General features: G+C 64.8%; 16 protein-coding genes. 14 read left to right on the plus strand and 2 right to left on the minus strand.

What is annotated here, in order from left to right; translation table 11 throughout:
• Positions 1 to 83: 83 nt before the first annotated feature.
• The 7 genes from MSTE_RS07310 (at position 84) to MSTE_RS07340 (ending at position 7104) form a co-directional block, all read left to right on the plus strand.
• On the plus strand, positions 84 to 1211 hold the full coding sequence (locus MSTE_RS07310; protein WP_096500097.1) for a TIGR03364 family FAD-dependent oxidoreductase: 1128 nt from the start codon (positions 84 to 86) through the stop codon (positions 1209 to 1211).
• 28 nt (positions 1212 to 1239) lie between these two features.
• Positions 1240 to 1926, plus strand: coding sequence for a phosphonatase-like hydrolase (locus MSTE_RS07315; protein WP_096500099.1), 687 nt, complete (start codon positions 1240 to 1242; stop codon positions 1924 to 1926).
• Between the two features lie 29 nt (positions 1927 to 1955).
• Entirely contained in the window at positions 1956 to 2975 is a 1020-nt protein-coding gene (locus MSTE_RS07320) for a 2-aminoethylphosphonate ABC transporter substrate-binding protein (RefSeq protein WP_096505577.1), read from the plus strand.
• 1 nt (position 2976) lies between these two features.
• On the plus strand, positions 2977 to 4188 hold the full coding sequence (locus MSTE_RS07325; RefSeq protein ID WP_096500101.1) for an ABC transporter ATP-binding protein: 1212 nt from the start codon (positions 2977 to 2979) through the stop codon (positions 4186 to 4188).
• Positions 4185 to 5078: a 2-aminoethylphosphonate ABC transporter permease subunit gene (locus MSTE_RS07330; protein ID WP_096500103.1), complete on the plus strand. Its 894-nt coding sequence runs from the start codon at positions 4185 to 4187 to the stop codon at positions 5076 to 5078. The genes MSTE_RS07325 and MSTE_RS07330 overlap by 4 nt, the downstream gene beginning before the upstream one ends.
• A 1-nt stretch (position 5079) precedes the next feature.
• Positions 5080 to 5877, plus strand: a complete 798-nt coding sequence (locus MSTE_RS07335; RefSeq protein WP_096500105.1) for an ABC transporter permease — start codon at positions 5080 to 5082, stop codon at positions 5875 to 5877.
• A 102-nt stretch (positions 5878 to 5979) separates the two neighbouring features.
• The gene (locus MSTE_RS07340; RefSeq protein ID WP_162291387.1) at positions 5980 to 7104 is read left to right on the plus strand and encodes an AI-2E family transporter; all 1125 of its coding nucleotides are present in this window, start codon (positions 5980 to 5982) and stop codon (positions 7102 to 7104) included.
• Here the strand turns inward: MSTE_RS07340 and MSTE_RS07345 are convergent, their stop codons facing one another.
• A complete protein-coding gene (locus MSTE_RS07345; RefSeq protein ID WP_030094965.1) occupies positions 7105 to 7560 on the minus strand; it encodes a MaoC family dehydratase in 456 nt (151 codons plus the stop codon).
• 134 nt (positions 7561 to 7694) lie between these two features.
• On the opposite strand from MSTE_RS07345, the gene MSTE_RS07350 reads away from it, so the two are divergent.
• Positions 7695 to 8390 (plus strand): sensor domain-containing protein, encoded by a 696-nt coding sequence (locus MSTE_RS07350; RefSeq protein ID WP_162291588.1) that lies wholly within the window; start codon positions 7695 to 7697, stop codon positions 8388 to 8390.
• 7 nt (positions 8391 to 8397) lie between these two features.
• On the opposite strand, the gene MSTE_RS07355 is transcribed toward MSTE_RS07350, so the two are convergent.
• The gene (locus tag MSTE_RS07355) at positions 8398 to 9138 is read right to left on the minus strand and encodes a TetR family transcriptional regulator (protein ID WP_096500107.1); all 741 of its coding nucleotides are present in this window, start codon (positions 9136 to 9138) and stop codon (positions 8398 to 8400) included.
• Positions 9139 to 9441: 303 nt separating this feature from the next.
• Between MSTE_RS07355 and MSTE_RS07365 the strand changes: the two genes are divergently transcribed.
• From MSTE_RS07365 to acpS, 6 genes are all read left to right on the plus strand, one after another.
• Positions 9442 to 11151: an alpha/beta hydrolase gene (locus MSTE_RS07365; protein WP_408645868.1), complete on the plus strand. Its 1710-nt coding sequence runs from the start codon at positions 9442 to 9444 to the stop codon at positions 11149 to 11151.
• A 71-nt stretch (positions 11152 to 11222) separates the two neighbouring features.
• Positions 11223 to 12044, plus strand: coding sequence for an alpha/beta fold hydrolase (locus tag MSTE_RS07370; protein WP_096505583.1), 822 nt, complete (start codon positions 11223 to 11225; stop codon positions 12042 to 12044).
• 110 nt (positions 12045 to 12154) lie between these two features.
• A complete protein-coding gene (locus tag MSTE_RS07375; protein WP_096500113.1) occupies positions 12155 to 12877 on the plus strand; it encodes a DUF1906 domain-containing protein in 723 nt (240 codons plus the stop codon).
• A gap of 306 nt (positions 12878 to 13183) precedes the next feature.
• The gene (locus MSTE_RS25665) at positions 13184 to 13306 is read left to right on the plus strand and encodes a hypothetical protein (RefSeq protein ID WP_269458230.1); all 123 of its coding nucleotides are present in this window, start codon (positions 13184 to 13186) and stop codon (positions 13304 to 13306) included.
• 476 nt (positions 13307 to 13782) lie between these two features.
• Positions 13783 to 23028: a type I polyketide synthase gene (locus MSTE_RS07380; RefSeq protein ID WP_096505585.1), complete on the plus strand. Its 9246-nt coding sequence runs from the start codon at positions 13783 to 13785 to the stop codon at positions 23026 to 23028.
• Positions 23025 to 23429 carry a holo-ACP synthase AcpS gene (gene acpS, locus MSTE_RS07385; protein ID WP_030094972.1) on the plus strand — a complete coding sequence of 135 codons (405 nt, stop codon included), beginning with the start codon at positions 23025 to 23027 and terminating at the stop codon, positions 23427 to 23429. Before MSTE_RS07380 ends, acpS begins: the two co-directional genes overlap by 4 nt.
• Positions 23430 to 23508: the final 79 nt, after the last annotated feature.

The following is a 23508-nucleotide window of genomic DNA, read 5'->3' on the forward strand; positions in this document are numbered from 1 at the left end:
CCAAATTGGTCTATACCAATTGTTCATGCGGTGTTCGCTCCCGCGTTCTTGATTGGTCTAGACCAATGCGAAACGCTGGTGGCATGCGAGTGGTGATCGTTGGTGGCGGGATTCTGGGAACGGCCCATGCGTGGGCTGCGGTTGAGCGTGGACACCACGTGGTGCAGCTGGAACGTGAACCCGAAGCCCGTGGGGCTACCGTTCGGAATTTCGGCTTGGTGTGGGTTTCCGGCAGGTCGCCGCGGGAACTGGAGGTCGCGCAACGTTCTCGGGATCTCTGGCAGGGGATCGCGAAATCTGTTCCGGGTACCGGCTTCCGGGCAATCGGATCGCTCACGTTGCTGCAGACACCGGAGGAGGTGGCTGTCGCCGAAGAGGTGATGGCGCGCTCCGATGCCGATGCGCGTGGATTCGCGCTGCTCGACCCCGAGGCCGTCCAGCGGCGTAACCCCGCGCTACGCGGAAAGTTCCTTGCCGGGCTGTATTGCGCTCGGGACGCCGCAGTCGAGTCGCGAGTGGCATTACCCGCCATGCGGTTGCACCTTAAGGAGACGGGTCGGTACTCCTTCCTCGCGGGCGTGGAAGCCCGTTCGGTCGAGACCACATCCGGCGGAGTCTCGATTCGTGCTGACGACGGCGAGGTGTACCGCGCGGATGCGGTCGTCATGTGTGCCGGGGCGGCCCACGGCGGACTGGTGCGAGAGTTATTGGGTGACTTCCCGGTTCGCCGGGTTCGGTTGCAGATGATGCAGACCGCCTCACTCGGTGAGGAGCTGACCACTGCGATCGCGGACGGAGACAGCCTGCGTTATTACCCGGCATTCGCCGGTGATGCGCTCGATGCCCTGAATGCCGTGCAGCTCCAGGAACCGACGGCCGCCGAGTACAAGATGCAGCTGCTGTGTGTGCAAAGACTGCACGGCGGACTAACGATCGGGGACACCCACGAGTACGCCGAGCCTTTCGGCTTCGATGTTGATGAGGCTCCGTACCGGCACCTCGTCAACAGGGCCGAGGAACTGTTGGGGCGCAAGCTCCCTCCGGTGGTGCGGCGGTGGGCGGGTGTCTACTCCCAGTGCACCGACCCGAACGAGATCGTCTACCGGCGCGAGGCGGCGCCGGGGGTGTGGGTGGTGACCGGCCCCGGTGGGCGCGGAATGACGCTCGGTCCGGCCATTGGTGCGGACACGGCTGACCTGATGAACCTCTAGTACAGACGACCCCAGGAAAGGGAAAACGATGTCCGACGTTCCTATTCGGCTTGCCGTGCTCGATATGGCCGGCACCACGGTCGCCGATGGCGGATTGGTGCTCAAGGCATTCGAGGCGGCGGCTTCCGCCGCTGGTATCGAGGAGGTGGGTCCTGAACGTGATCGCGCCCGTCAATACGTCATCGACACCATGGGGCAATCGAAGATCGCGGTGTTCCGCCACCTGCTCGGCGACGAGGACAGGGCTCAACACGCGAACCGGGCTTTCGAGGATGCGTACGACGGGCTGATCGGCGATGGTCATGCCAGGCCGATTGACGGTGCAGTGGAGGCTATTTCGAAGCTCAGAAAAGCTGGCGTCAAAGTAGCGCTCACAACGGGCTTCAGCGCCTCTACCAAGGAAAAGCTACTTGCGGCACTCGGATGGAGCGATATCGCCGACTTGACCCTGGCGCCTTCGGAAGCCGGGAGAGGCAGGCCCTACCCGGACCTGGTGCTGACGTCCGTGCTTCGTTTGGAGGTCAACGATGTTCGCGAGGTCGCGGTCCTGGGTGACACCTCGAGCGATGTGTTGGCCGGTCATCGCGCCGGCGCACAGATTGTCGCAGGCACATTGACCGGCGCTCACGATGCTGCCCAGCTCAGCACCGCGCAGCCCACGCACATCGTGCACTCGGTCGGAGAGTTCGCCGACATCGTCCTGCATCGAATCTGAAAGAGCAGGGTATGAAACATCTCCCGCTGATGCGGGTGCTCAGGTTCGCATCGACCATAGTTGTCGCCCTGGCAGTAAGCGGCTGCGGCGGCACCGGTGGCGGGACCGGTCCGAACTCCGTCACCGTGTACAGCGCGGACGGGCTGGGCTCGTGGTACGAGATTCAGTTCGAGAAGTTCACCCAAAGTACGGGAATCTCGGTGAATCTCGTGGAAGCCGGTTCTGCTGAGGTGGTTTCACGAGTCGCCAAGGAGAAGGCCAACCCGCAGGCCGATCTGTTGGTGACGTTGCCGCCCTTTATCCAGAAGGCGGCAAGAAGCGATCTACTCGTTGGTGGCGGGGTCGACGTCTCCGCGATCGCGGAGAACAACCGGGATATCGACGGCAGGTACGTCGCAATTGTCGACAACTACCTGACGTTCATCGCGAACCCCGCCGCAGAGCTGAAAGATGCTCGCTGGAATGACTTTCTGAATCCGAGGTTCAAGGGCAAACTTCAGTATTCGACACCTGGGCAGGCCGGGGATGGGACCGCGATGTTGGTCCTCCTGCAGCACCTCATGGGAGAGCAGGGGGCCGTCGACTATCTCAGGAAACTGCAGAACAACAACGTTGGGCCGTCCAGCTCCACCGGCAAGCTTCAGCCCAAGGTCAGCAATGCAGAACTATGGGTGGCCAACGGGGACGTTCAGATGAACCTTGCATCGATCCGCGAAGACCGCTCGAACTTCTCGGTGTTCATCCCCGCGACCGACGATGGTTCCCGTTCAACGGTTTCGCTGCCATATGTTGCCGGAATCACCAAGGGCGCCCCGCGTCCGGAGAACGCGAAGAAGCTGCTCGACTACTTGCTATCGGTGGGTGTGCAGCAGACGGTGTCCCGTGAGGCGTTGGGGATGCCGGTGCGCACCGACGTACGACCCGAGACGGGGCCCAACACGCCGGCGCAAGTGCTGGAGGGAGTCAACATCTGGCATCCGGACTGGAACCAGGTGCTCGACACTCTCGATGCGTCATTCATCGCCTACCAGAAAGCGACCGGAAGCTGATATGGATCACAGTGCCGAATTCTCGTCGTCTAAAAGGTTTGTCGGCGATGTCCTCGCCGGAACTCCTGTCGACCCTGCCCAGCGTTCCGGCGCTGTTGCGGACGCCCCCGCCATCGTCTTCGACCATGTGACCGTCGCCTACGGGCGCGGCAAGAAGAAGTCCGAAGCGTTGCGAAACTTCAACCTGCGTATCGCTCGCGGTGAAACGGTGGCGCTTCTTGGACCCAGCGGATCGGGCAAGTCCACCGCTCTCAAGGCACTCGCCGGCTTCGTGCGGCCCACCTTCGGCACGGTCCGGTTGGATGGCCAAGACGTCACAGATCTACCTCCCGCTAAACGAGGAATCGGCGTAGTGGTGCAGTCCTATGCACTGTTTCCTCATATGCGCGTTCGGGACAACGTTGCCTTCGGTTTGCGGGCGCGTAGAACCAAATCCGGCCACCTCGCGGCGCGCGTCGACGAGGCGCTGGCGATGGTGAGCATGTCCAGGTACGCCGACCGTTATCCACGCGAGTTGTCAGGCGGCCAGCAGCAGCGCGTGGCCATCGCACGTGCGCTGGCCATCCGGCCCCGCGTGCTACTTCTGGATGAACCGCTCGCCGCGTTGGATGCACAGTTGCGTCAGTCGATGGTCGCCGAGCTGCAGCAGCTGCAAAAAACCTTGTCGGATACCGCCATGCTGTACGTCACCCACGACCAAAGCGAGGCATTGGCGTTGGCAGACCGGATTGCCGTCATGCGCGACGCGGAGCTTGTCGATGTCGATACCGCACGCAACCTGTGGACCCGGCCGCCGTCCGATTTCACCGCGAACTTCCTTGGTGGCGCGAACCTGATCACCTGCACAGTCGGACGGGTGTCGGGTGAGTCGGCACTGGTCTCGGTGGGGGACAAGGTACTGAGCGTCACCGCACCAAAGCCCGAAGTCGGCCGTGACCCCTGGGCGCCCGGAGCCAATGCGATGGTGTGCATACGCCCACACGCACTTTCCGTGGTCGCCGCGACCGAACCGGGCGCACTACACGCACGCGTGGCCACCCAGGTGTGGCGCGGAGCATCGACCAGGCTGTCGCTCGCGGTGAACGGATTTCCCGACCAGCTCATTGACGTGGACGTGCCCGGGCATGGCGACTTTCCACCAGATTCTGCTGTCGGCGTGAAGTTCCCGGAGCCGGCCGGAGTGCTCGTCACCATTCCGGGGGAGGCGGGATGACCGCGGTTCTGGAACGTACCAATCCCGCTGGCGCAGAACCCGGCAGGAAACCACGGCGGACCGTGCCCATGCTGTGGGCGCTGCCGCCGCTTCTCGTCATGATCGTCATCATCGTGTATCCGCTGTTGCGTGTGTTGTCGAATTCCGCTGAAGGAGAGGGGAACAGCACGTGGCAGGCGGTGCTGACCTCCACACTGTTCCAGCGTGCCCTGGTGAGCACCGCGCAGATCGCGGTGCTCACCACCGTCGGCTGCCTGGTGTTGGGCACCTTTATCGCCGTCGTGCTGTCCTTCGTACCGTTTCCGGGTTCGGAACTGGTTGGCCGACTGATCGACACGGTCCTGGCGCTTCCGTCCTTTCTGATCACCCTCGCCTTCACCTTTCTGTACGGCACCGCGGGTGCGGTCAACGCTGTCGTCGCTGGTATCTCCGGAGGAGCGCGTCCGCTGGATTTCCTGTCCAGCCCCACCGGCGTGATCCTGGCCGAGATCACCTTCTTCACACCGTTTGTGGTGCGCCCCTTGCTTGCCGCTTTCGCGACGGTCTCACGCGAACAGCTTGATGTTGCCGCGAGCCTCGGAGCCTCTCCGTGGCGGGTGCTGCGCACGGTACTGATGCCGGAAGCCTGGCCGGCCCTGATGGCAGGCGGCAGCTTGGTACTACTTCTGGCGCTCAATGAGTTCGGGATCGTCCTGTTCACCGGAGCAAAGGAAGTGGTGACATTGCCGGTCCTGATCTACACCCGGGGCATCGTCACCTTCGATCTGCCGGGCGCGGCGGTCATCGCGACCGTTCAGGTAGCGCTATCGCTCGCGTTGTACGGCCTCTACCGGATCATCTTCTCGCACATGGTGTCCGGGCGGACTGCGCTTCACCCGAAGGGAGCATGACATGCTGCTGTGGACCAGGCGCAGCAGGCTCATCCTGCGGATAGTCTTCGCGGGTGCGGTCACTGTGATTTTCCTGGCACCGATTGTCACCGTGGTGCTTGCGGGATTCGCCGGCGCGTGGACTGGTCCGTTGCCCTCGCAACTCGGGTTCGCGCGATTCGGGGAGGCGCTCAGCGGTGACGATCTCGCCAGTTTGTCCGTCAGTCTGCAGACGGCTCTCATCGCGAGCGCGTTCGCGTTGGTGCTCGGCGCCTGGGCCGCATTGAGTGTGCGCGACGTGCCGCCATGGTTTCGGAGAGCCATTGATGTCGTCTTCCACCTACCGATCGCAATTCCCTCGGTGGCGATCGGTCTGGGATTGCTGATTGCTTTCAACGAACGCCCCTTCTTACTCGGGGGAACGAAATGGATTGTGATCCTTGCGCATACCGCACTCGTGTTGGCCTTTGCCTTCAGTTCCGTTGCGGCGGCGCTGGAACGTCTTGATCCGGCCTACCGCCACGTGGCGGAGTCGTTGGGCGCGGGGCCAGGACGGGTACTGGTGAAGGTGACGCTGCCGCTGCTGATGCCGTCGCTGGGTGCGGCTGCCGGACTGGCGATCGCGCTGTCCATGGGGGAGTTGGGAGCGACGGTGATGGTGTATCCGGCCACGTGGCGAACCCTGCCGGTGACCATCTTCGGTCTCTCAGACCGTGGACAAGTGTTCTCGGCGGCGGCATCCACGACGCTGCTGCTTCTGGTGACGTTACTCGCACTGCTCGTGGTCGGCAGGGCTCGCGGGAAGGCGGCACTTCGCTAGGCCGAACTGCCCCCAAGCGGGTCCGTCGCTCCTATGATGTCGCTGTCCACATCACCAGACGGGTACGCATTGGCAGATACCGGCGACGGCCACCATCGCTTGGTGGCACAGCCCCACAGCGAGGATGAAGGTCCGATCGCTGAGGCGGAACGCCGTGCGGCACAAATGCGTTCGGATCAACACCCGCTCGGCCGCCGTGGCACCACCTGGAATCGTCATGCACCGTTCTACGTCGGGCTGATGGCATCGGCAGGTGTGGCCGTGACCTACGGCGTCGTCCATCTGTTGGCGTCCATGTCCTCGGTGTTGATTCTCATCGGGCTGGCAATGTTCGTCGCATTGGGGCTGGAACCGGCGGTGTCATGGTTGGTCAACCACAGATGCCCGCGTTGGGCTGCAGTGTCGGTGGTGGTGTTGGTGGCCTTTGGGGCGCTGGCGGCCTTCTTGGCCGCAGCGATCCCGCCGCTGGTGGAGCAGGGGACACAGCTAGTGCACCAAACTCCTCGCTACATTCAAGCGGCACAGGACCATTCGTCATTCATCGGTCAAATCAACGATCGTTTCGATGTGCAGCGCCACATCGGTGAGTTCGTCAACCGCGAAGGGGGCACCGCGTTCTCGGATCTGCTGCGCGCAGGAACCGCCGTCTTCGGCGCGCTCGCGGACCTCGGCATCGTCGCGGTGTTGACCATCTACTTCCTCATCGACATGCCCCGCATCCGTGCCACGGTGTACCGCCTTGTGCCGCATTCGCGCAGGCCGCGGGCCGTCCTCATCGGCGATGAGGTGTTCGCGAAGGTGGGAGCCTATGTCGGTGGCAATGTGGTGACCTCGATCATCGCCGGGGTCACCACCTTCATCTGGTGCGCCGCGTTCGATGTGCCCTACGCGGTGCTACTCGGCGTACTGGTCGCGATGTTCGACCTCATTCCCTACGGATCGACCGTCGCGGGCATCGTTGTTGCCGCGGTGGCGCTCACGGTGTCCATCCCGGTGGCGGCCGGCACCTTGGCCTTCTACGTCGGATTCCGTTGGTTCGAGGATTATGTGTTGACGCCCAGGGTGATTGGGCGCGTAGTCAAGGTGCCCGCAGGGGTAACCGTGGTCGCGGTGCTCATCGGCGGTGCGCTGCTCGGCATCGTCGGTGTGCTGGTCGCGATTCCGATCGCGGCGGCGGTTCAGGTGCTTGCGCAGGAACTGCTGTTCCCGGCGCTCGACGAGGCGTGACTACTGGTACAGATACACGCTCTCGGCCGCGCACGGCGGCCGGTCCTTGCCCTCGATCTCGTATTTGATGCCGTACGTCGCCTCGACGGTGCCCTTGTCGCGCAACTTGGCGGACAGCAACGTGACATGTCCGCGTACGCGTGCTCCCACGTGTAGGGGCGCAGGGAACCGGACCTTGTTCACGCCGTAGTTGAGCACGGCGTCATATGACGCGATCTCAAGCACCTCGTCCAGGAACGCCGGGGCGAGTGCGAGGGTGAGGTATCCGTGCACGATGGTGCCGCCGAACGGGCCGGCCTTGGCGCGTTCGGTATCGGTGTGAATCCACTGCCTGTCACCCGTCGCATCCGCGAACTCGTTGACCTGTTCCTGGGTGATCTGAACCCAACTGCTGGTGCCCAATTCGACTCTGCCCAGGGATAGCAGCTCCTGTGGTGTCGCCAGCTTGGTGGACATACCGCGCACTCCTTTTCGGGTCGTGGTGCCTGATCGCATTACCGACTTGTCACGCCGGCTGGACCCTTCTTACCCGAGATCGCATGCCTGCCACGGGACAATGCCGAAATCCGGCAGCACGGTACATGCGGGTAATGTTTGCCGACATGAGGTGGTCGGTGCCGCTGGTGGTCGCGTTGCTGCTCGGGGTAGTGGCCTGCCAACGTGGGGTCGACGGCGAGGCGACGGCAGACCGGGCATCCGTATCGGCGGGCCCCATCCAGCCCGCCCAGCTCGATCAACTTCTCACGCCCGCGCAATCGCTGAGTGTGACGCCGGGAAAGCCGCTGTTCGAAACCGATATGCAGTCGGTGCTGTGGATCGGTGCCGATCCTGCCGAATGCCAGGGGGTTGTCGGATACGGCCGTCACCCGCTTTTCCCCGCGAACTACACGGGGCGTGAAGCACGGACGCAGACCGATAACCAGTACCCGAACCAGCATCAACTGCTCGAAGTGTCGGCCACCTATCCCGGTGATTTCCAGGCGGCGAGATTCTTGGAGTCGGTGCGCACCACCGTCTCCAAGTGCCAGCTCTCGGTCGCTGCCTGGGGCGATGACCAGAAACGCAACACGGTCACGCCCGGCCCGGTGATCCCCGGTTCGCCGGACATGGTCCGCTGGTCGACGAATCTCAATGGTGATCAATGGATTTGCGAGTTCACCGTGATCGCCAAGGCGAACGTGATCTCGCAGCTGGTCACCTGCTCGGCTGATCGATCGATCGACAACAAGGCGCTGTCGGACAAGCGGCTCCAGAAAATCGAGGAGCTGCTGAACTCCAAGGTCTGAGCGCCGATCAGGACGCTTCGTGTGCCGCGATGTCCTGGGCGAGCAGGTTCTCGGCCCGTTCGATGATGGCGTCGACGGTGAAGTCGAAGTTGGCGTCCGAGATCGTCGCGATCGAATGACCGCGGGACGCCAGATCATGCAGGGTGGGCGCCAGCGAGGCGTTCGGGACCACACTGCGGGCCTCACCGGATGCGGGCATGACGGTGTCCATGTGCTCAAGCACCACGATGCCTCGGATATGCAGCGACAGCGAGAAGTACACATCTAGCGCGTTATCCGGGCTGAACCCGACGCCGATCAGGGTTTGGACAAGCGATTCCAGGTTTTGAATGCTGGCCTGCAGCGCCTCGGCACTGAGCTCACTGGTGCGCATCAAGATGAGCTCGACCAGCACCGGACGTTCCCGGAATGCCTGCCGCATTCGGCGGGTATGACTGCGCAGGGCGTCCTGCCAGGTTTCGTCGCCAACGAAGGGTGCGGCGAAGTGATACTGCTTGGTGGCGCGGTCGGTCATCGCATCGAGGAGCTCACCCTTTTTGCGGAAGTACCAGTAGATGCTGGTCACACCGACATCGAGATGCTTCGCTAGCAGCGGCATGCTCAGCCCACAGATCCCTATTTCCTCGGCGAGCTCAAATGCTCCGGCGATGATGTCCTCGGCGGTGATGGAGCCACGGCGCCGTCGTTCCCGCTTAGGGCTTTGGGTGCTGGTCGTCCTGGCCTCGCGGCCGACACCGGCATGTCGCATGTGTAATCCTCGTCGTGCCCCCGTTGCGTCGATCTGCCCCGCCCTATGGACAAACGCCCTGATAGCAAGTTGGCAGAATACCGCAGAGACCTGAGGGGGCGGTCGGCTCCCCATTGCGCACAGTTCGCTGAGGCGGTGGTGGCCGATCCGCCTCAGAGATTTGCGCGATGGAGTTTCCGGTGGTGGTGGCGTCTGGGTGGTGCCACCGCACCGCGTTGCCGATCTGGTGATACCTCTGTGCGGTACGGCGCCGTGCAGGCACCATTGACATTCGCAGCTGGCGGCATCGAGAAGGGTGTGGCGATGGCAATCGACAGGGATATCGACAGCGATATCGAAAAGGAACCGACGGTGGAGCCCGCCGTGCAGAAGCCGGTGAAGAGGCACTGGTGGGCACGGCAGTGCACCTTCACCGGCACCGCGGTGGGCCTGGTCTTTCTCTGGTTGTCCATGACCCCTTCGTTGCTTCCGCGGGGACCGCTCTTCCAGGCTCTGGTCAGTGGGGGCTCGGGTGCCATCGGGTACGCGCTCGGCGTGCTGGCGGTGTGGTTGGTGCGGTACATGCGGTCGCAGGATTCGAGTCCTAAGGCGCCGCGCGTCGCGTGGTGGATTCTCATCGTCGTCGGGATCATCGGCACCGCCCTGATGATCGTGTGGTTCCACTTCTGGCAGGACCGCGTGCGCGATCTCATGGGTGTGCCGAGGCTGAGTTTCTGGGCGCACCCGCAGACCGCTGCGATGTCCATCCTCGTTTTGTTCATCCTGGTCGAGATTGGCCAGCAGATCCGACATCTGATTCTGTTCCTCATCGAACGGCTCAATCGCGTGGCCCCCAAACGTGTCTCGGCTGTGGTTGCGGTCACACTGGTCGTTGTTCTCGCGATGGCACTCATCAACGGCGTTGTCGTCAGGGTCGCGATGGATTTCTTGAACAACACCTTCTCGGCGGTGAACAACGAGGAGAACCCGGACAACCCCGCGCCCACGACGGCGCTGCGCTCGGGTGGGCCTGGTTCGTTGGTCTCCTGGGCATCGCTGGGTAACCAGGGCCGCGCCTTCATCGGAGGCGGTGCCACCACACAAGAGCTCTCGGCGTTCAACAAGGCTCCGGCCACCGAGCCGATTCGGGCCTATGCGGGTATGGAATCGGCCGACAGCATCAAGGCCACCGCCGAGCTGGCGGCCAGCGAGCTGGAACGTGAGGGAGGCCTGCACCGCAAGGTGGTCGCAGTGGCTACCACCACGGGAACCGGCTGGATCAACGAAGCGGAGGCGGACGCCCTCGAATACATGTACAACGGCGACACGGCCATTGTCAGCATGCAGTACTCGTTTCTGCCGAGCTGGCTCTCGTTCCTGGTGGACAAGGAGAACGCGCGCCAGGCGGGACAGGCCTTGTTCGAGGCGGTCTCGGCGCGGGTCCGCGCGATGCCGGAGGGCATGCGGCCCAAGCTCGTGGTGTTCGGGGAGAGCCTCGGGTCGTTCGGCGGTGAGGCGCCGTTCCTGTCGGTGAACAACATCGTGGCGCGCACCGACGGTGCGCTGTTCTCGGGCCCGACCTTCAACAACACGATGTGGCTGGAGGCCACCCACAATCGCGACGACGGTTCTCCGGAAGTGTTACCCATCTACGACAACGGAAGAAACGTTCGATTCGCCTCGCGCCCAGAGGATCTCAAAAAGCCCGCCGACCCGTGGGGGCGCCCGCGCATCGTCTATCTGCAGCACGCGTCGGACCCGATCGCATGGTGGAATTCTGACCTCATCCTGAGCAAGCCCGACTGGCTGCGCGAACCTCGCGGCTACGACGTGTTGCCCAGCATGGAGTGGATTCCGTTTGTCACCTTCTTGCAGGTGTCCGCCGATATGGCCGTGGCGGTCGACGTCCCCGACGGGCATGGCCACGTCTACGTGAGAGCCGTGGCCGATGCGTGGGCAGCGATTCTGCAGCCTCCGGGCTGGACACCGGAGAAGACCGAACGGCTGCGGCTGCTGTTGCGCTCGGGGGAGTAGCGGGCCGCCCCCGAGGGGCGGGTGTTCCGTACGGTGGGCTGGTGAGCCACACCCTGGGGTCGAGCAACTACGTGAGCACCGCCGACGGGCGTGCGTTGCACTACATGGTCGCCGGAACCGGTGAGCCGACAGTGGTCTTCGAGTCGGGAATGGGATTTTCGCGGTCGGCATGGGGGCTTGTGCAACCCCTTGTCGCCCAGCGTTTTCGGTCGGTGGTCTATGACCGTGCGAACTTGGGGCGCAGCGACGACGACGATCAACCACGCACACTGGAGCGCATCACCGAAGATCTGGATGCCCTGCTGACGGCGCTCGGTTCGGGCCCCTACATCCTGGTGGGCCACAGTTATGGCGGAACCATCGCACTGGCGTCGACCGCTGCCGATCCGTCCCGCATCGCGGGCATCATTCTCGTCGATCACTCCGATGAGAATCTGGATTCGTACTTCCGGCCGACCTCGCTCGGCATCCAAATTCTCGGCACCATTCATCGTGCGGCGCTCGATGCGCTGGGGCGGGTGGGTCTGCTATCGCACATCGTTCGCCGCATGATGCCGCGGATGCCGCGCGACGTCGTCGATGACATGACGTCCGAAGATCTCACCTGGCGGGCCGGACAGGCCGCCAATGAGGAAGATCGGCGCTTTGTGGCAGGGCTGACGGGATTGCGTGACAACCCGCCAATGGTCAACGGCATTCCCGTCACCGTCATATCGGGAGCCCGTGCCGAGTTTCTCAACGAGGAGACGCGGTCTGAGTTGAACGCTGCCCACCAATTGACGGCGCACCGGCTAGGGGCGCGCCACGTAGTGGCCCGTAAATCCGGACATCAGGTAGTCCTCACCGAGCCACGATTGATCGCCGACGAGGTGTTTCGGATGGCGGGGGTATAAGCACCCCTGTGCCGTATGTGACAAGCGTGGCTGCCGTGTTTGTTGAGGCAGCTGTCGTAACCTGAGGCTCGAGTTCTTCAAAGCGCTCGGAACGGCCTTGCGAGGTAACAGTGGTGTCCATATCCCGTCGGGATGTCCTCAAATACGCCGCGGTCATGCCGGCCGCAGCGGCGCTCGGTGGTGCCGCCTCGGCAGTAGCCGCCCCCCGCGCGAACGCGGCCTCATTGGGAACACTCATCGATTACGCCGGCGGTGTCCCGACTCCCGAGTCGATCAAGGCAGCGGGACATCTGGGCGCTATTCGGTATGTATCAGATCCGCGCAGTCCAGGGCTGTCGGCGGGCAAACCCATCAAGCTCGCCGAGGCGCGCGATCTCTACAGGGCCGGATTGAAGATCGTCTCCAACTACCAGTACGGAAAGCAGGACACCGCCGACTGGCTTGGCGGCCAGGAGGCCGGGATCAAGCACGCGCAGCGTGGTTGGCAGCTTCACGTCGCGGCCGGTGGCTCCTACAACGTGCCGATATACGTCTCGATCGACGACAACCCGACGCCCGAGCAGTACAAGAATCAGGTGGCGCCGTATCTGAAGGCCTGGGAATCAGTGGTCGGCCATGCCCGCACCGGGCTGTACGGCAACTCCAAGACCATTGATTGGGCGCTGCAGGACGGGTTGTGCTCGTATTTCTGGCAGCACAACTGGGGAAGCCCCAAGGGCTTCGTTCACCCCGAGGCACACCTGCATCAGTTCGAGATCGACAAGCGTCAAGTTGGTGGAATCGGCGTCGACCTCAACGACATTCTCAAGCCCAGTTTCGGGCAGTGGGCCTGAGGTCACGCTTCGTCGCATGCGCGTGCGTGGATGGTCGTGCCCCTACGGTCGGCGGCGCGTCCATATCGTGACACCGGGCCCGGTGATCAGGCCGGTCATGACGGGCGTACATGATGCCGCGGGCGGCGGGGATTATTGCGTTTCTTGGTGTTTCGGCTGCGGCCCAGCCGTTGAGCACTCAGATGCCGCGCACGCTTGCTTAGTCGATTGACGGCGCGAGGCGTCCGATGAAACGGTCGGGTGCTCCGATCTCCCCGCATGCCCCGTGCGTGCACCGCCCTCGGCCGTTCGGGTTGATTCGATGCCGTGGACTGCGGATTTCAGCCCGTGGCCGGCGGGTTGGATCGTGCGTCGAAGGCAGCGGTCGACGGGTTCGGCGGTATCGCGCACGGCCGGATGCTCGCGAGGTTCGGGCCCGCCGATGCGTAGCTGGACAAACATCACCAGTCTAATCTGTCACAGAAGTGGGAACCATGTCGCGATGCCAGCAAACTTGTGACACTTGTTCTGCATTTTTGTGGTCACGACGACCTCTTTGTGGCCGTCGTGCGCGACACGCGCGAGCCCGGTTGGCGGTATCGGAATCTAACATAACGATTCGATAACAATCGATGTCTGATCTGCGATGTTATACCTACTCGACCGTAACCACCTGCATGCAGCGGGTTTGATTCGGCGGTCAGTAGCCAGCGCGCGGCCTGCTGTTACGTAAGCGGTGGTTACTCTCGCGTAGAACTCGGCAGTAACTATTACGCCAGAAGAAATCGTCACCCCTCTTATGACACTCTTAAATCCAGACCTGCGGTGTTGGTGCCGATGAACGTGCCTCAACGCTCCCGATCGACAAGGACGACGACACGGGCGCGGCTGGATTCATGACTTACGGAAAGACGGGTAGCGGCGACGTGACGATCAACGAATACGACAAGGTGACCAGCTCTGAGGACCCCGACGCGAACAGTGTGGTCGATCCCGGTCCCAGTGCGGGTCCCGCGCTGATCGACCGCCTGGAGTCCGGTGAGCCGTACGCAGTGGCCTTCGGTGGTCAGGGCAGCGACTGGCTGGACTCACTCGCGGAGCTGGCGGCCTCGGCCGGTATCGAATCGGAGCTCGCCACCCTTGCCGGTGAGGCCGAACTGCGCCTGGAGCCCGTCGCCAAGGAACTGGTGGTCGTGCGCCCGGTCGGCTTCACGCCGCTCACCTGGGTGCGTGCGCTGACCGCTGAGGAGCCGGTACCCGCCGCTGCGCAGCTGACCTCGGCCGCGGTCTCCATGCCCGGCGTGCTGCTGGCCCAGCTGGCCGCCGTCCGTGCGCTGAAGATCCAGGGCCTGGACGTGGCCCAGCTTCCGCCTGTCGCCGTTATCGGGCACTCGCAGGGCGTGCTGGCCGTCGAGGCACTCAAGGCGCACGGCGATCGCGATGTCGAGCTGCTGGCCATCGCCCAGCTCGTGGGTGCGGCGGCCACCTTGGTCGCGCGCCGTCGCGGCATCGTGGTGCGCGGAAATCGCACCCCGATGGTGTCGGTGACCAATGTCGACCCCGAGCGCATCAAAGCGCTTCTGGACGAGTTCGCCCAGGATGTCCGCACCGTTCAGCCGCCCGCGCTGTCCATCCGTAACGGTCGCCGCTCCGTTGTCATCACCGGCACCCCCGATCAGCTGTCGCGTTTCGAGCTGTACTGCGAGCAGATCGCCGACCGCGAGTCCGCCGAGCGCAAGGACAAGGTGCGCGGAGGCGCGGTGTTCAGCCCGGTCTTCGACCCGGTCAACGTGGAGGTGGGCTTCCACACGCCGCGTTTGGCCGATGGTGTCGAGATCGCCGGCCGCTGGGCGGCCGCCGCGGGACTCGACGTCGAGCTGACCAAGGCGCTGACCGAGGCCATTCTCGTCACCCCGGTGGACTGGGTGAACGAGGTAAATCACGTCGCTGACGCCGGCGCCCGCTGGATCCTGGATCTTGGCCCCGGTGACCTGTTGACCCGACTGACCGCACCGGTGATTCGCGGTCTGGGGATCGGGATCGTGCCCACCGCTACCCGCGGGGGTCAGCGCAATCTGTTCATGCACGGCGCGGTTCCCGAGGTCGCTCGCGCCTGGACCAGCTTCGCGCCCACCGTGGTTTCGCTGCCCGACGGCTCGGTCAAGCTCTCCACCAAGTTCACCCGCCTCACCGGACGCTCGCCCATCCTGTTGGCAGGTATGACGCCGACCACAGTTGATGCGAAAATCGTTGCAGCCGCCGCGAATGCGGGTCACTGGTCCGAGCTCGCCGGTGGTGGGCAGGTCACCGAGGAGATCTTCAGCAGCCGCATCGAAGAGCTGACCGGCCTGCTCGAACCCGGTCGCCAGATCCAGTTCAATTCGCTGTTCCTGGACCCCTATCTGTGGAAGCTGCAGGTGGGCTCGAAGCGCTTGGTGCAGAAGGCTCGTCAGGCCGGTGCGCCGATCGACGGTGTCGTGGTGACCGCCGGCATTCCCGAGTTGGAGGAGGCCGTCGCCCTCATCGACGAACTCACCGACATCGGCTTCGCCCATATCGTTTTCAAGCCGGGCACGGTTGAGCAGATCCGCTCGGTCGTGCGCATCGCCGCCGAGGTGCCCACTCGCCCGATCATCATGCACGTCGAGGGTGGTCGCGCCGGGGGACACCACTCCTGGGAAGACCTGGACGACCTGCTGCTGGCCACCTATTCGGAGCTGCGCTCACGCTCCAATATCACCGTCTGTGTCGGTGGTGGAATCGGAACTCCCGAGCAGGCTGCCGAATACCTCAGTGGCCGTTGGGCGTTGAAGTTCGGTTTCCCGTTGATGCCTGTCGACGGCATCCTCGTCGGCACCGCGGCCATGGCCACGCTGGAGGCCACCACCTCACCGTCGGTCAAGCAGATGCTTGTCGAGACCCAGGGCACCCCCGAATGGGTACCCGCCGGAAAAGCCCAGGGCGGCATGGCCTCCGGGCGCAGCCAGCTGGGTGCCGACATCCACGAGATCGACAACGCGGCCTCGCGTTGCGGCCGCTTGCTCGATGATGTCGCCGGCGATGCCGACGCGGTGGCCAAGCGTCGCGACGAGATCATCGCCGCGATGGAGCTGACCGCCAAGCAGTACTTCGGTGACGCGGCCGAAATGAGCTACGCGCAGTGGCTGAACCGCTACGTGGAGCTGTCCATCGGTGACGGCGACAGCACCGCCGATACCGCTGTGGCGCACTCGCCGTGGTTGGACATCACGTGGCGCGATCGCTTCGAGCAGATGCTCAAGCGCGCCGAGGCTCGGTTGCATCCCAAGGAATCCGGTCCCATCGAGACGCTGTTCGCCGACGAGGCGCTGCTGGAACGCCCTGCCGATGCCATCGCGGCACTGCTGCAGCGCTACCCCGAGGCGGCGGCCATCAAGCTGCACCCGGCGGACGTGCCCTTCTTCGTCTCGCTGTGCAAGACGCTGGGCAAGCCCGTCAACTTCGTACCCGTCATCGACAAGGATGTGCGTCGTTGGTGGCGCAGCGACTCGCTGTGGCAGGCCCACGACGCGCGCTACACCGCCGAGCAGGTGTGCATCATCCCCGGCACCGCAGCGGTTGCCGGAATCACCCGGGTCGACGAGCCGGTGGGCGAGCTGCTCAACCGCTTCGAGCAGACCGCCATCGACGAGGTCGTCGCAACCGGTGCCGAGCCGCTGCCGGTGCGCTCGCGGCTGCGTCGCCGCTGGGATGTCGAGGGCCCCTTGGCGACCGTTCTAGACGCGCCAGATGTGTTGTGGTCCGGGCGAATTGCCGTCAACCCTGTGCACCGGATCGCTCCGGATGGTGCCTGGCAGGTCTTCGAGGACCGCACCGCTTCGCATCCGTCGACCGGTGCACGCCTCGAGGTCACCGGCGACGACTCGGTGCGTCTGAGCGTGCCGCTGTCCGGTATCTGGGTCGACATCGACCTGACCTTGCCTGCCACGACTCGCGACGGTGGTACCCCGGTGGTGACCGCTGAGGCTGCGGCCGCCGCCATGCGGACCGTGCTTGCGGTTGCCGCCGGCGCCGAGGATCCGGCCGGCCTTCCGCTGGTGGAAAACGGCACGGCACGTGTTGTCGCGCAGTGGGATCCGGAGCGAGTTGCCGACCACACCGGCGTCACCGCCGTCCTTCCAGCGCCGCTGGCGCCCGGGTCGTCGACCGTGCCGGACGCGCTGGTCGGCCTGTGCTGGCCCGCGGTGTTCGCCGCGATCGGCGATGCCAAGACCGCGGACGGTACGGGCGTCATCGAGGGTCTGCTCTCACTGGTGCACCTGGACCATGCCGCCCACCTGATCGCCGCTCTCCCCGCCGAGGCGGCCGAACTATCGGTCACCGCAACGGCCTCCGTCGCAACCGACACCGAGGTCGGCCGGGTTGTACCGGTTGACGTCACCGTGGCGGCAGCGGACGGCACCGTGTTGGCCACGCTGCGGGAGCGCTTTGCGATTCTGGGGCGCAACGGGGCGGCCGAACTCGCCGACCCGGTCCGCGCCGGCGGTGCGCTCTCCGAGCACGAGGCGGACACCACTCGTCGCCGCCGTCGTGACGCAAAGATTTTCGCGCCCACCGACATGCGGGCGTTCGCAGTGGTGTCGGGTGACCACAACCCGATCCACACCGACAAGTCGGCGGCCCTGCTGGCCGGACTGGGATCACCCATCGTGCATGGCATGTGGCTTTCGGCCGCCGCGCAGCACGTGGTCACCTCTGCCGATGGCTCCAGCACCCCGCCGCGCACGTTGGTCGGCTGGACCTCTCGCTTCCTGGGGATGGTGCAGCCGGGCGACGAGGTTGACGTTCGCGTAGACCGTGTCGGAATCGATTCCGGCGCAGAGGTTGTAGAGATCCAGGCCAAGGTCGGCAGCGACCTGGTGATGTCGGCGACCGCCCGGCTCGCAGCCCCCAAGACGGTGTACGCCTTCCCGGGGCAGGGCATCCAGCACAAGGGCATGGGTATGGACGTGCGTTCACGTTCCAAGGCCGCCCGCAAGGTCTGGGACAACGCCGACAAGTTCACCCGCGAGCGGCTCGGCTTCTCCGTGCTGCACGTGGTCAAGGACAACCCGACAAGCCTTATCGCCGGTGGTGTTCACTATCAGCACCCCGAGGGCGTGCTGTACCTGACGCAGTTCACCCAGGTGGCGATGGCCACTCTGGCCACCGCGCAGATCGCCGAGATGAAGGAATCCGGTTCTTTCGTCGAGGATGCGATCACATGTGGTCACTCCGTCGGCGAGTACACCGCGCTGGCCACTGTCAGTGGCGTCATTCCGCAGGATGGTCTGCTCGAGGTGGTGTTCCACCGCGGGTCGGCGATGCACGACATCGTGCCGCGAGATGAGCAGGGGCGCAGTAACTATCGTCTTGCTGCGATCCGCCCGTCGCAGATCGGGCTGGAGGACGCCGATGTCGGCGCGTTCGTCGCGGGGATCGCCGAACACAGCGGAGAATTCCTGCAGATCGTGAACTTCAACCTGCGGGGCTCGCAGTACGCCATCGCCGGAACGGTGCGCGGCCTGGAGCTGCTGGAGGCCGAGGTCGAGAAGCGCCGGGAAGAGTTCGGTGGCCGACGCTCCTTCATCATGGTGCCCGGTATCGACGTGCCGTTCCACTCCGAGGTGCTGCGGGTCGGCGTTGCCGAGTTCCGTCGTTCCCTGGAGCGGGTGCTGCCCATGGACGGCGACCCGAACCTGATCATCGGCAAGTACATCCCGAACCTGGTACCCAAGCCGTTCACGCTGGATCGTGAATTCATCCAGGAAATCCGGGATCTGGTTCCCGCCGAACCGCTCGACGAGGTGCTGGCCGACTACGACACCTGGCGCAACGAGAAGCCGGTGTTGTTGTGCCGCAAGGTGCTCATCGAGCTGCTCGCCTGGCAGTTCGCCAGCCCGGTGCGGTGGATCGAGACTCAGGACCTGCTGTTCACCGAGGAGGCCGCCGGCGGCCTGGGTGTGGAGCGCTTCGTCGAGGTGGGCGTGAAGTCCATGCCGACCGTCGCCGGTCTGGCCAACAACACCCTGAAACTGCCCGAGTACAGCCACAGCTCGATCGAGGTGCTCAACGTCGAGCGCGATCACGCGGTGCTGTTCGGAACGGACAGCGATCCCGAGCCCGAGCCTGAAATCGAGGAGCCCGCGGAAAGTACTGCGTCTGCCGAGGCTGCTCCGGCAGCGGCACCTGCCGCTCCTGCCGCGCCCTCGGGCGGCCCGCGTCCGGAGGACATCGGCTTCGACGCTTCCGATGCGACGCTTGCGTTGATCGCACTCTCGACGAAGATGCGCATCGACCAGATCGAGCCGGTGGACTCCATCGAGAGCCTCACCGACGGTGCCTCCTCGCGTCGTAACCAGCTGCTGGTCGATCTGGGCTCCGAGCTGAACCTGAGCGCCATTGACGGTGCCGCCGAGGCGGACCTGTCCGGATTGCGGGTGCAGGTCACCAAATTGGCGCGTACCTACAAGCCGTTCGGCCCGGTGCTTTCGGACTCGATCAACGATCAGCTCAAGACGGTCTTCGGGCCCTCGGGTAAGCGTCCGGCCGCCATCGCCGAGCGGATCACCAAGACCTGGGAACTGGGTCCGGGCTGGGTCAAGCACGTCACCGTCGAGTTGGCGCTGGGCACCCGTGAGGGCACCAGCGTCCGCGGTGGCGACCTCGGCGGTCTGGCACCGAGCACGCTGGCGGACGGTAACGCCGTGGATGCCGCGATCGACGCCGGTGTTGCGGCAGTGGCCGCGCGCCGCGGTGTCGGGGTGTCTCTGCCCTCGGCCGGTGGGGCCGGCGGTGCGACCGTCGATGCTGCCGCGCTGAGCGAGTTCACCGACCAGATCACCGGTCGTGACGGCGTTCTCGCCTCGGCCGCACGTCTGGTGCTCGACCAGCTGGGTCTGTCGGCCCCGATCGTCGCCTCGGACGGCGCTACCGATACCGAGCTCATCGAGCTGGTTTCGGCCGAATTGGGTTCGGACTGGCCGCGTTTGGTGGCGCCGAGCTTCGACGGCAAGAAGGCCGTGGTGTTCGACGACCGCTGGGCCAGCGCCCGTGAGGATCTGGCGCGCCTGTGGATCACCGAGGAAGACGAGATCGACAGCCAGTGGGCACAGCTGGCAGGCCAGTTCGAAGGTGCCGGGCATGCTGTTGCCACCCAGGCCAATTGGTGGCAGGGCAAGTCGTTGGCGCAGGGCCGCAACGTGCACGCCTCGCTGTACGGGCGGATCGCCGCCGGTGCCGAGAGCCCCGAGCAGGGCAAGTGGGGCGGCGAGGTCGCGGTGGTGACGGGCGCTTCCAAGGGCTCGATCGCCGCATCCGTGGTCGCCGCGCTGCTGTCCGGGGGCGCGACGGTTGTCGCCACCACTTCGCGTCTTGACGAGGACCGGTTGGCGTTCTACCGCAACCTGTACCGCGAAAGCGCTCGGTTCAGCGCCAAGCTGTGGGTGGTGCCGGCCAACATGGCCTCGTACGCCGATATCGATGCACTGGTGCAGTGGGTGGGCACCGAGCAGTCCGAAAGCCTTGGGCCGATGTCGATCCACCTCAAGGACGCGCAGACCCCGACTCTGTTGTTCCCGTTCGCCGCGCCGAAGGTGGTCGGGGATCTGTCGGAAGCGGGTTCGCGTGCCGAGATGGAGATGAAGGTGCTGTTGTGGGCCGTGCAGCGGCTCATCGGCGGCCTGTCGGCCATCGGCGCAGAGCGCGATATCGCCTCGCGTCTGCATGTGGTGCTGCCGGGTTCGCCGAACCGAGGCATGTTCGGTGGCGACGGCGCATACGGCGAGTCCAAGGCGGCTCTCGATGCACTGGTCACCCGGTGGAAGGCCGAGTCGTCGTGGGCGTCGCGAGTCAGCTTGGCGCACGCGCTGATCGGCTGGACCCGTGGCACCGGGCTGATGGGTCACAACGACGCCATCGTCACCGCCGTCGAAGAGGCGGGAGTCACCACGTACTCCACCGCGGACATGGCATCCATGCTGTTGGCGCTGTGCTCACCTGAGGCACGCGTGCAGGCCGCACAGACACCTGTCGAAAAGGACCTCACCGGTGGGCTGGCCGAGGTCGAGCTCGACATGGCCGAGCTGGCCGCCAAGGCCCGCGAGGACATGGAGGCCAAGGCGAAGGCCGAGGCCGCGGCATCTGCCGACGAGGAGGACGACCCGAACCTCATTGCGGCACTGCCGTCTCCGCCGCGCGGTTACACCTCGACGCTGCCTCCGGAATGGGCCGACCTCGATGTCGACCCGGCCGATCTGGTGGTCGTCGTCGGCGGCGGCGAGCTGGGCCCGCTGGGCTCCTCGCGTACTCGCTACGAGATGGAGGTCGACGACGAACTGTCGGCCGCCGGCGTGCTGGAGCTCGCGTGGACGACCGGACTGGTCAAGTGGGAGAACGATCCCGAGGCCGGTTGGTACGACACCGAATCCGGTGAACTGGTGCCGGAATCGGAGTTGGTGGAGCGTTACCACGACAAGGTGGTTGCCAACATCGGTGTCCGCGAGTTCGTCGATGACGGTGCGATCGACCCCGATCACGCTTCGCCGCTGCTGGTGTCGGTGTTCCTGGACAAGGACTTCACCTTCACGGTGTCGACCGAGGCCGAGGCTCGCGAGTTTGTGAAGTGGGACCCCGAGCACACGGTGATTCAGCCGTTGGCCGATGGCAGCGACTGGCAGGTGACGCGTAAGTCGGGCACAGAGGTTCGCGTGCCACGGAAGACCAAGCTGTCGCGGACCGTCGGTGCTCAGATTCCGACCGGTTTCGATCCCACCGTGTGGGGCATCACCCCGGACATGGTCAGCTCCATCGACCGGGTGGCGCTGTGGAACATGGTCGCGACGGTGGACGCGTTCCTGTCGGCGGGCTTCACCCCGACCGAGCTGATGCGTTGGGTGCACCCGAGCCTGGTGGCCAATACGCAGGGCACCGGTATGGGCGGCATGACCTCGATGCAGACCATGTACCACGGAAACCTGTTGGGCCGTAACAAGCCGAACGACATCCTGCAGGAAGTGCTGCCGAACGTCGTGGCCGCGCATGTGGTGCAGTCCTACGTCGGTTCCTACGGCTCGATGATCCACCCGGTGGCGGCGTGCGCCACCGCGGCGGTCTCCGTCGAGGAAGGCGTCGACAAGATCCGTCTCGGCAAGGCGCATCTGGCGCTGGCCGGTGGTTTCGACGACCTGACGTTGGAGGCCATCATCGGCTTCGGCGACATGGCCGCGACCGCCGACACCGAGATGATGCGAGCCAAGGGCATCGCGGACAAGCGGTTCTCGCGGGCCAACGACCGTCGTCGTCTCGGGTTCGTCGAGGCGCAGGGTGGCGGCAGCGTGCTGCTGGCGCGCGGTGATCTGGCGCTCAAGATGGGTCTGCCGGTGCTCGCGGTGGTCGCGTACGCACAGTCGTTCGGTGACGGTGTGCACACCTCCATCCCGGCTCCGGGTCTGGGCGCGCTCGCGGCCGGACGTGGTGGCAGGGATTCGGATCTGGCGCGCTCGCTGAACAAGCTGGGCGTCACGGCCGATGACATCGCCGTCATCTCGAAGCACGACACGTCAACGCTCGCCAACGATCCCAACGAGACCGAGCTGCATGAGCGGCTCGCAGCCTCGCTGGGGCGCTCGGATGGTGCGCCGCTGTTCGTCATCTCGCAGAAGAACCTGACCGGCCACGCCAAGGGCGGCGCTGCGGTGTTCCAGATGCTTGGCCTGTGCCAGGTGCTGCGTGACGGCGTGATTCCGCCGAACCGCAGCCTGGACTGTGTCGACGATGAACTGGCCACCAGCCAGCACTTCGTGTGGGTGCGCGAGTCGCTGCCACTCAAGGAGAAGCTGCCGCTGAAGGCGGGTCTGGTGACAAGCCTGGGCTTCGGTCACGTGTCGGGTCTGGTCGCGCTGGTGCATCCGCAGGCGTTCATCGCCTCGCTGCGTCCGGAGGATCGTGACGACTACGAGAAGCGTTCGCGCGGGCGCGTTCTCGCCGGACAGCGTCGCCTGGCCTCGGCCATGGCCGGTGGACGGCCCATGTACGAGCGGCCGGACGGACGTCGCTTCGACCATGACCACGATGAGTCGGAGAAGCGCCAGGAAGCCTCGATGCTGCTTGATCCAGGTTCGCGCCTGAGTGAGGACGAGGTCTACCACCGGTGATTGTCGGTATCGGGATCGACCTGGTCACCATCTCCGAGTTCGGAGAGCAACTAGCTAGCCCCGGAACGGCTTTCGGGTCTGCGTTCACGCCGGGTGAGCGGCGCGACGCGGCCTCGAAGACTGGCGGAGAGGCGCGGTACTTGGCGGCCCGTTGGGCCGCCAAGGAGGCCGTCATCAAGGCATGGTCGGGGTCGCGGTACTCGCAGCGACCGGTGTTACCGGAGAACATCCACCGGGACATCGAGGTGGTGACGGACACCTGGGGCCGCCCGCGCATACGGCTTTCCGGGGCAATCGCCGAGTACCTCGCAGATATGACGGTGCATGTGACTCTGACGCATGATGGAGACACTGCGGCGGCATTCGTCGTTCTGGAACAAGAGGGCGAAACGCCTTCTTAGTGTCGAGTGTGCGGATACAGCTGGTTTTCGCACAGATATCGACTTAATTCGCACACTCGCCTGGGCCGGATATGGGACC

The sequence above is a fragment of the [Mycobacterium] stephanolepidis genome (assembly GCF_002356335.1).
GTDB lineage: Bacteria > Actinomycetota > Actinomycetes > Mycobacteriales > Mycobacteriaceae > Mycobacterium > Mycobacterium stephanolepidis.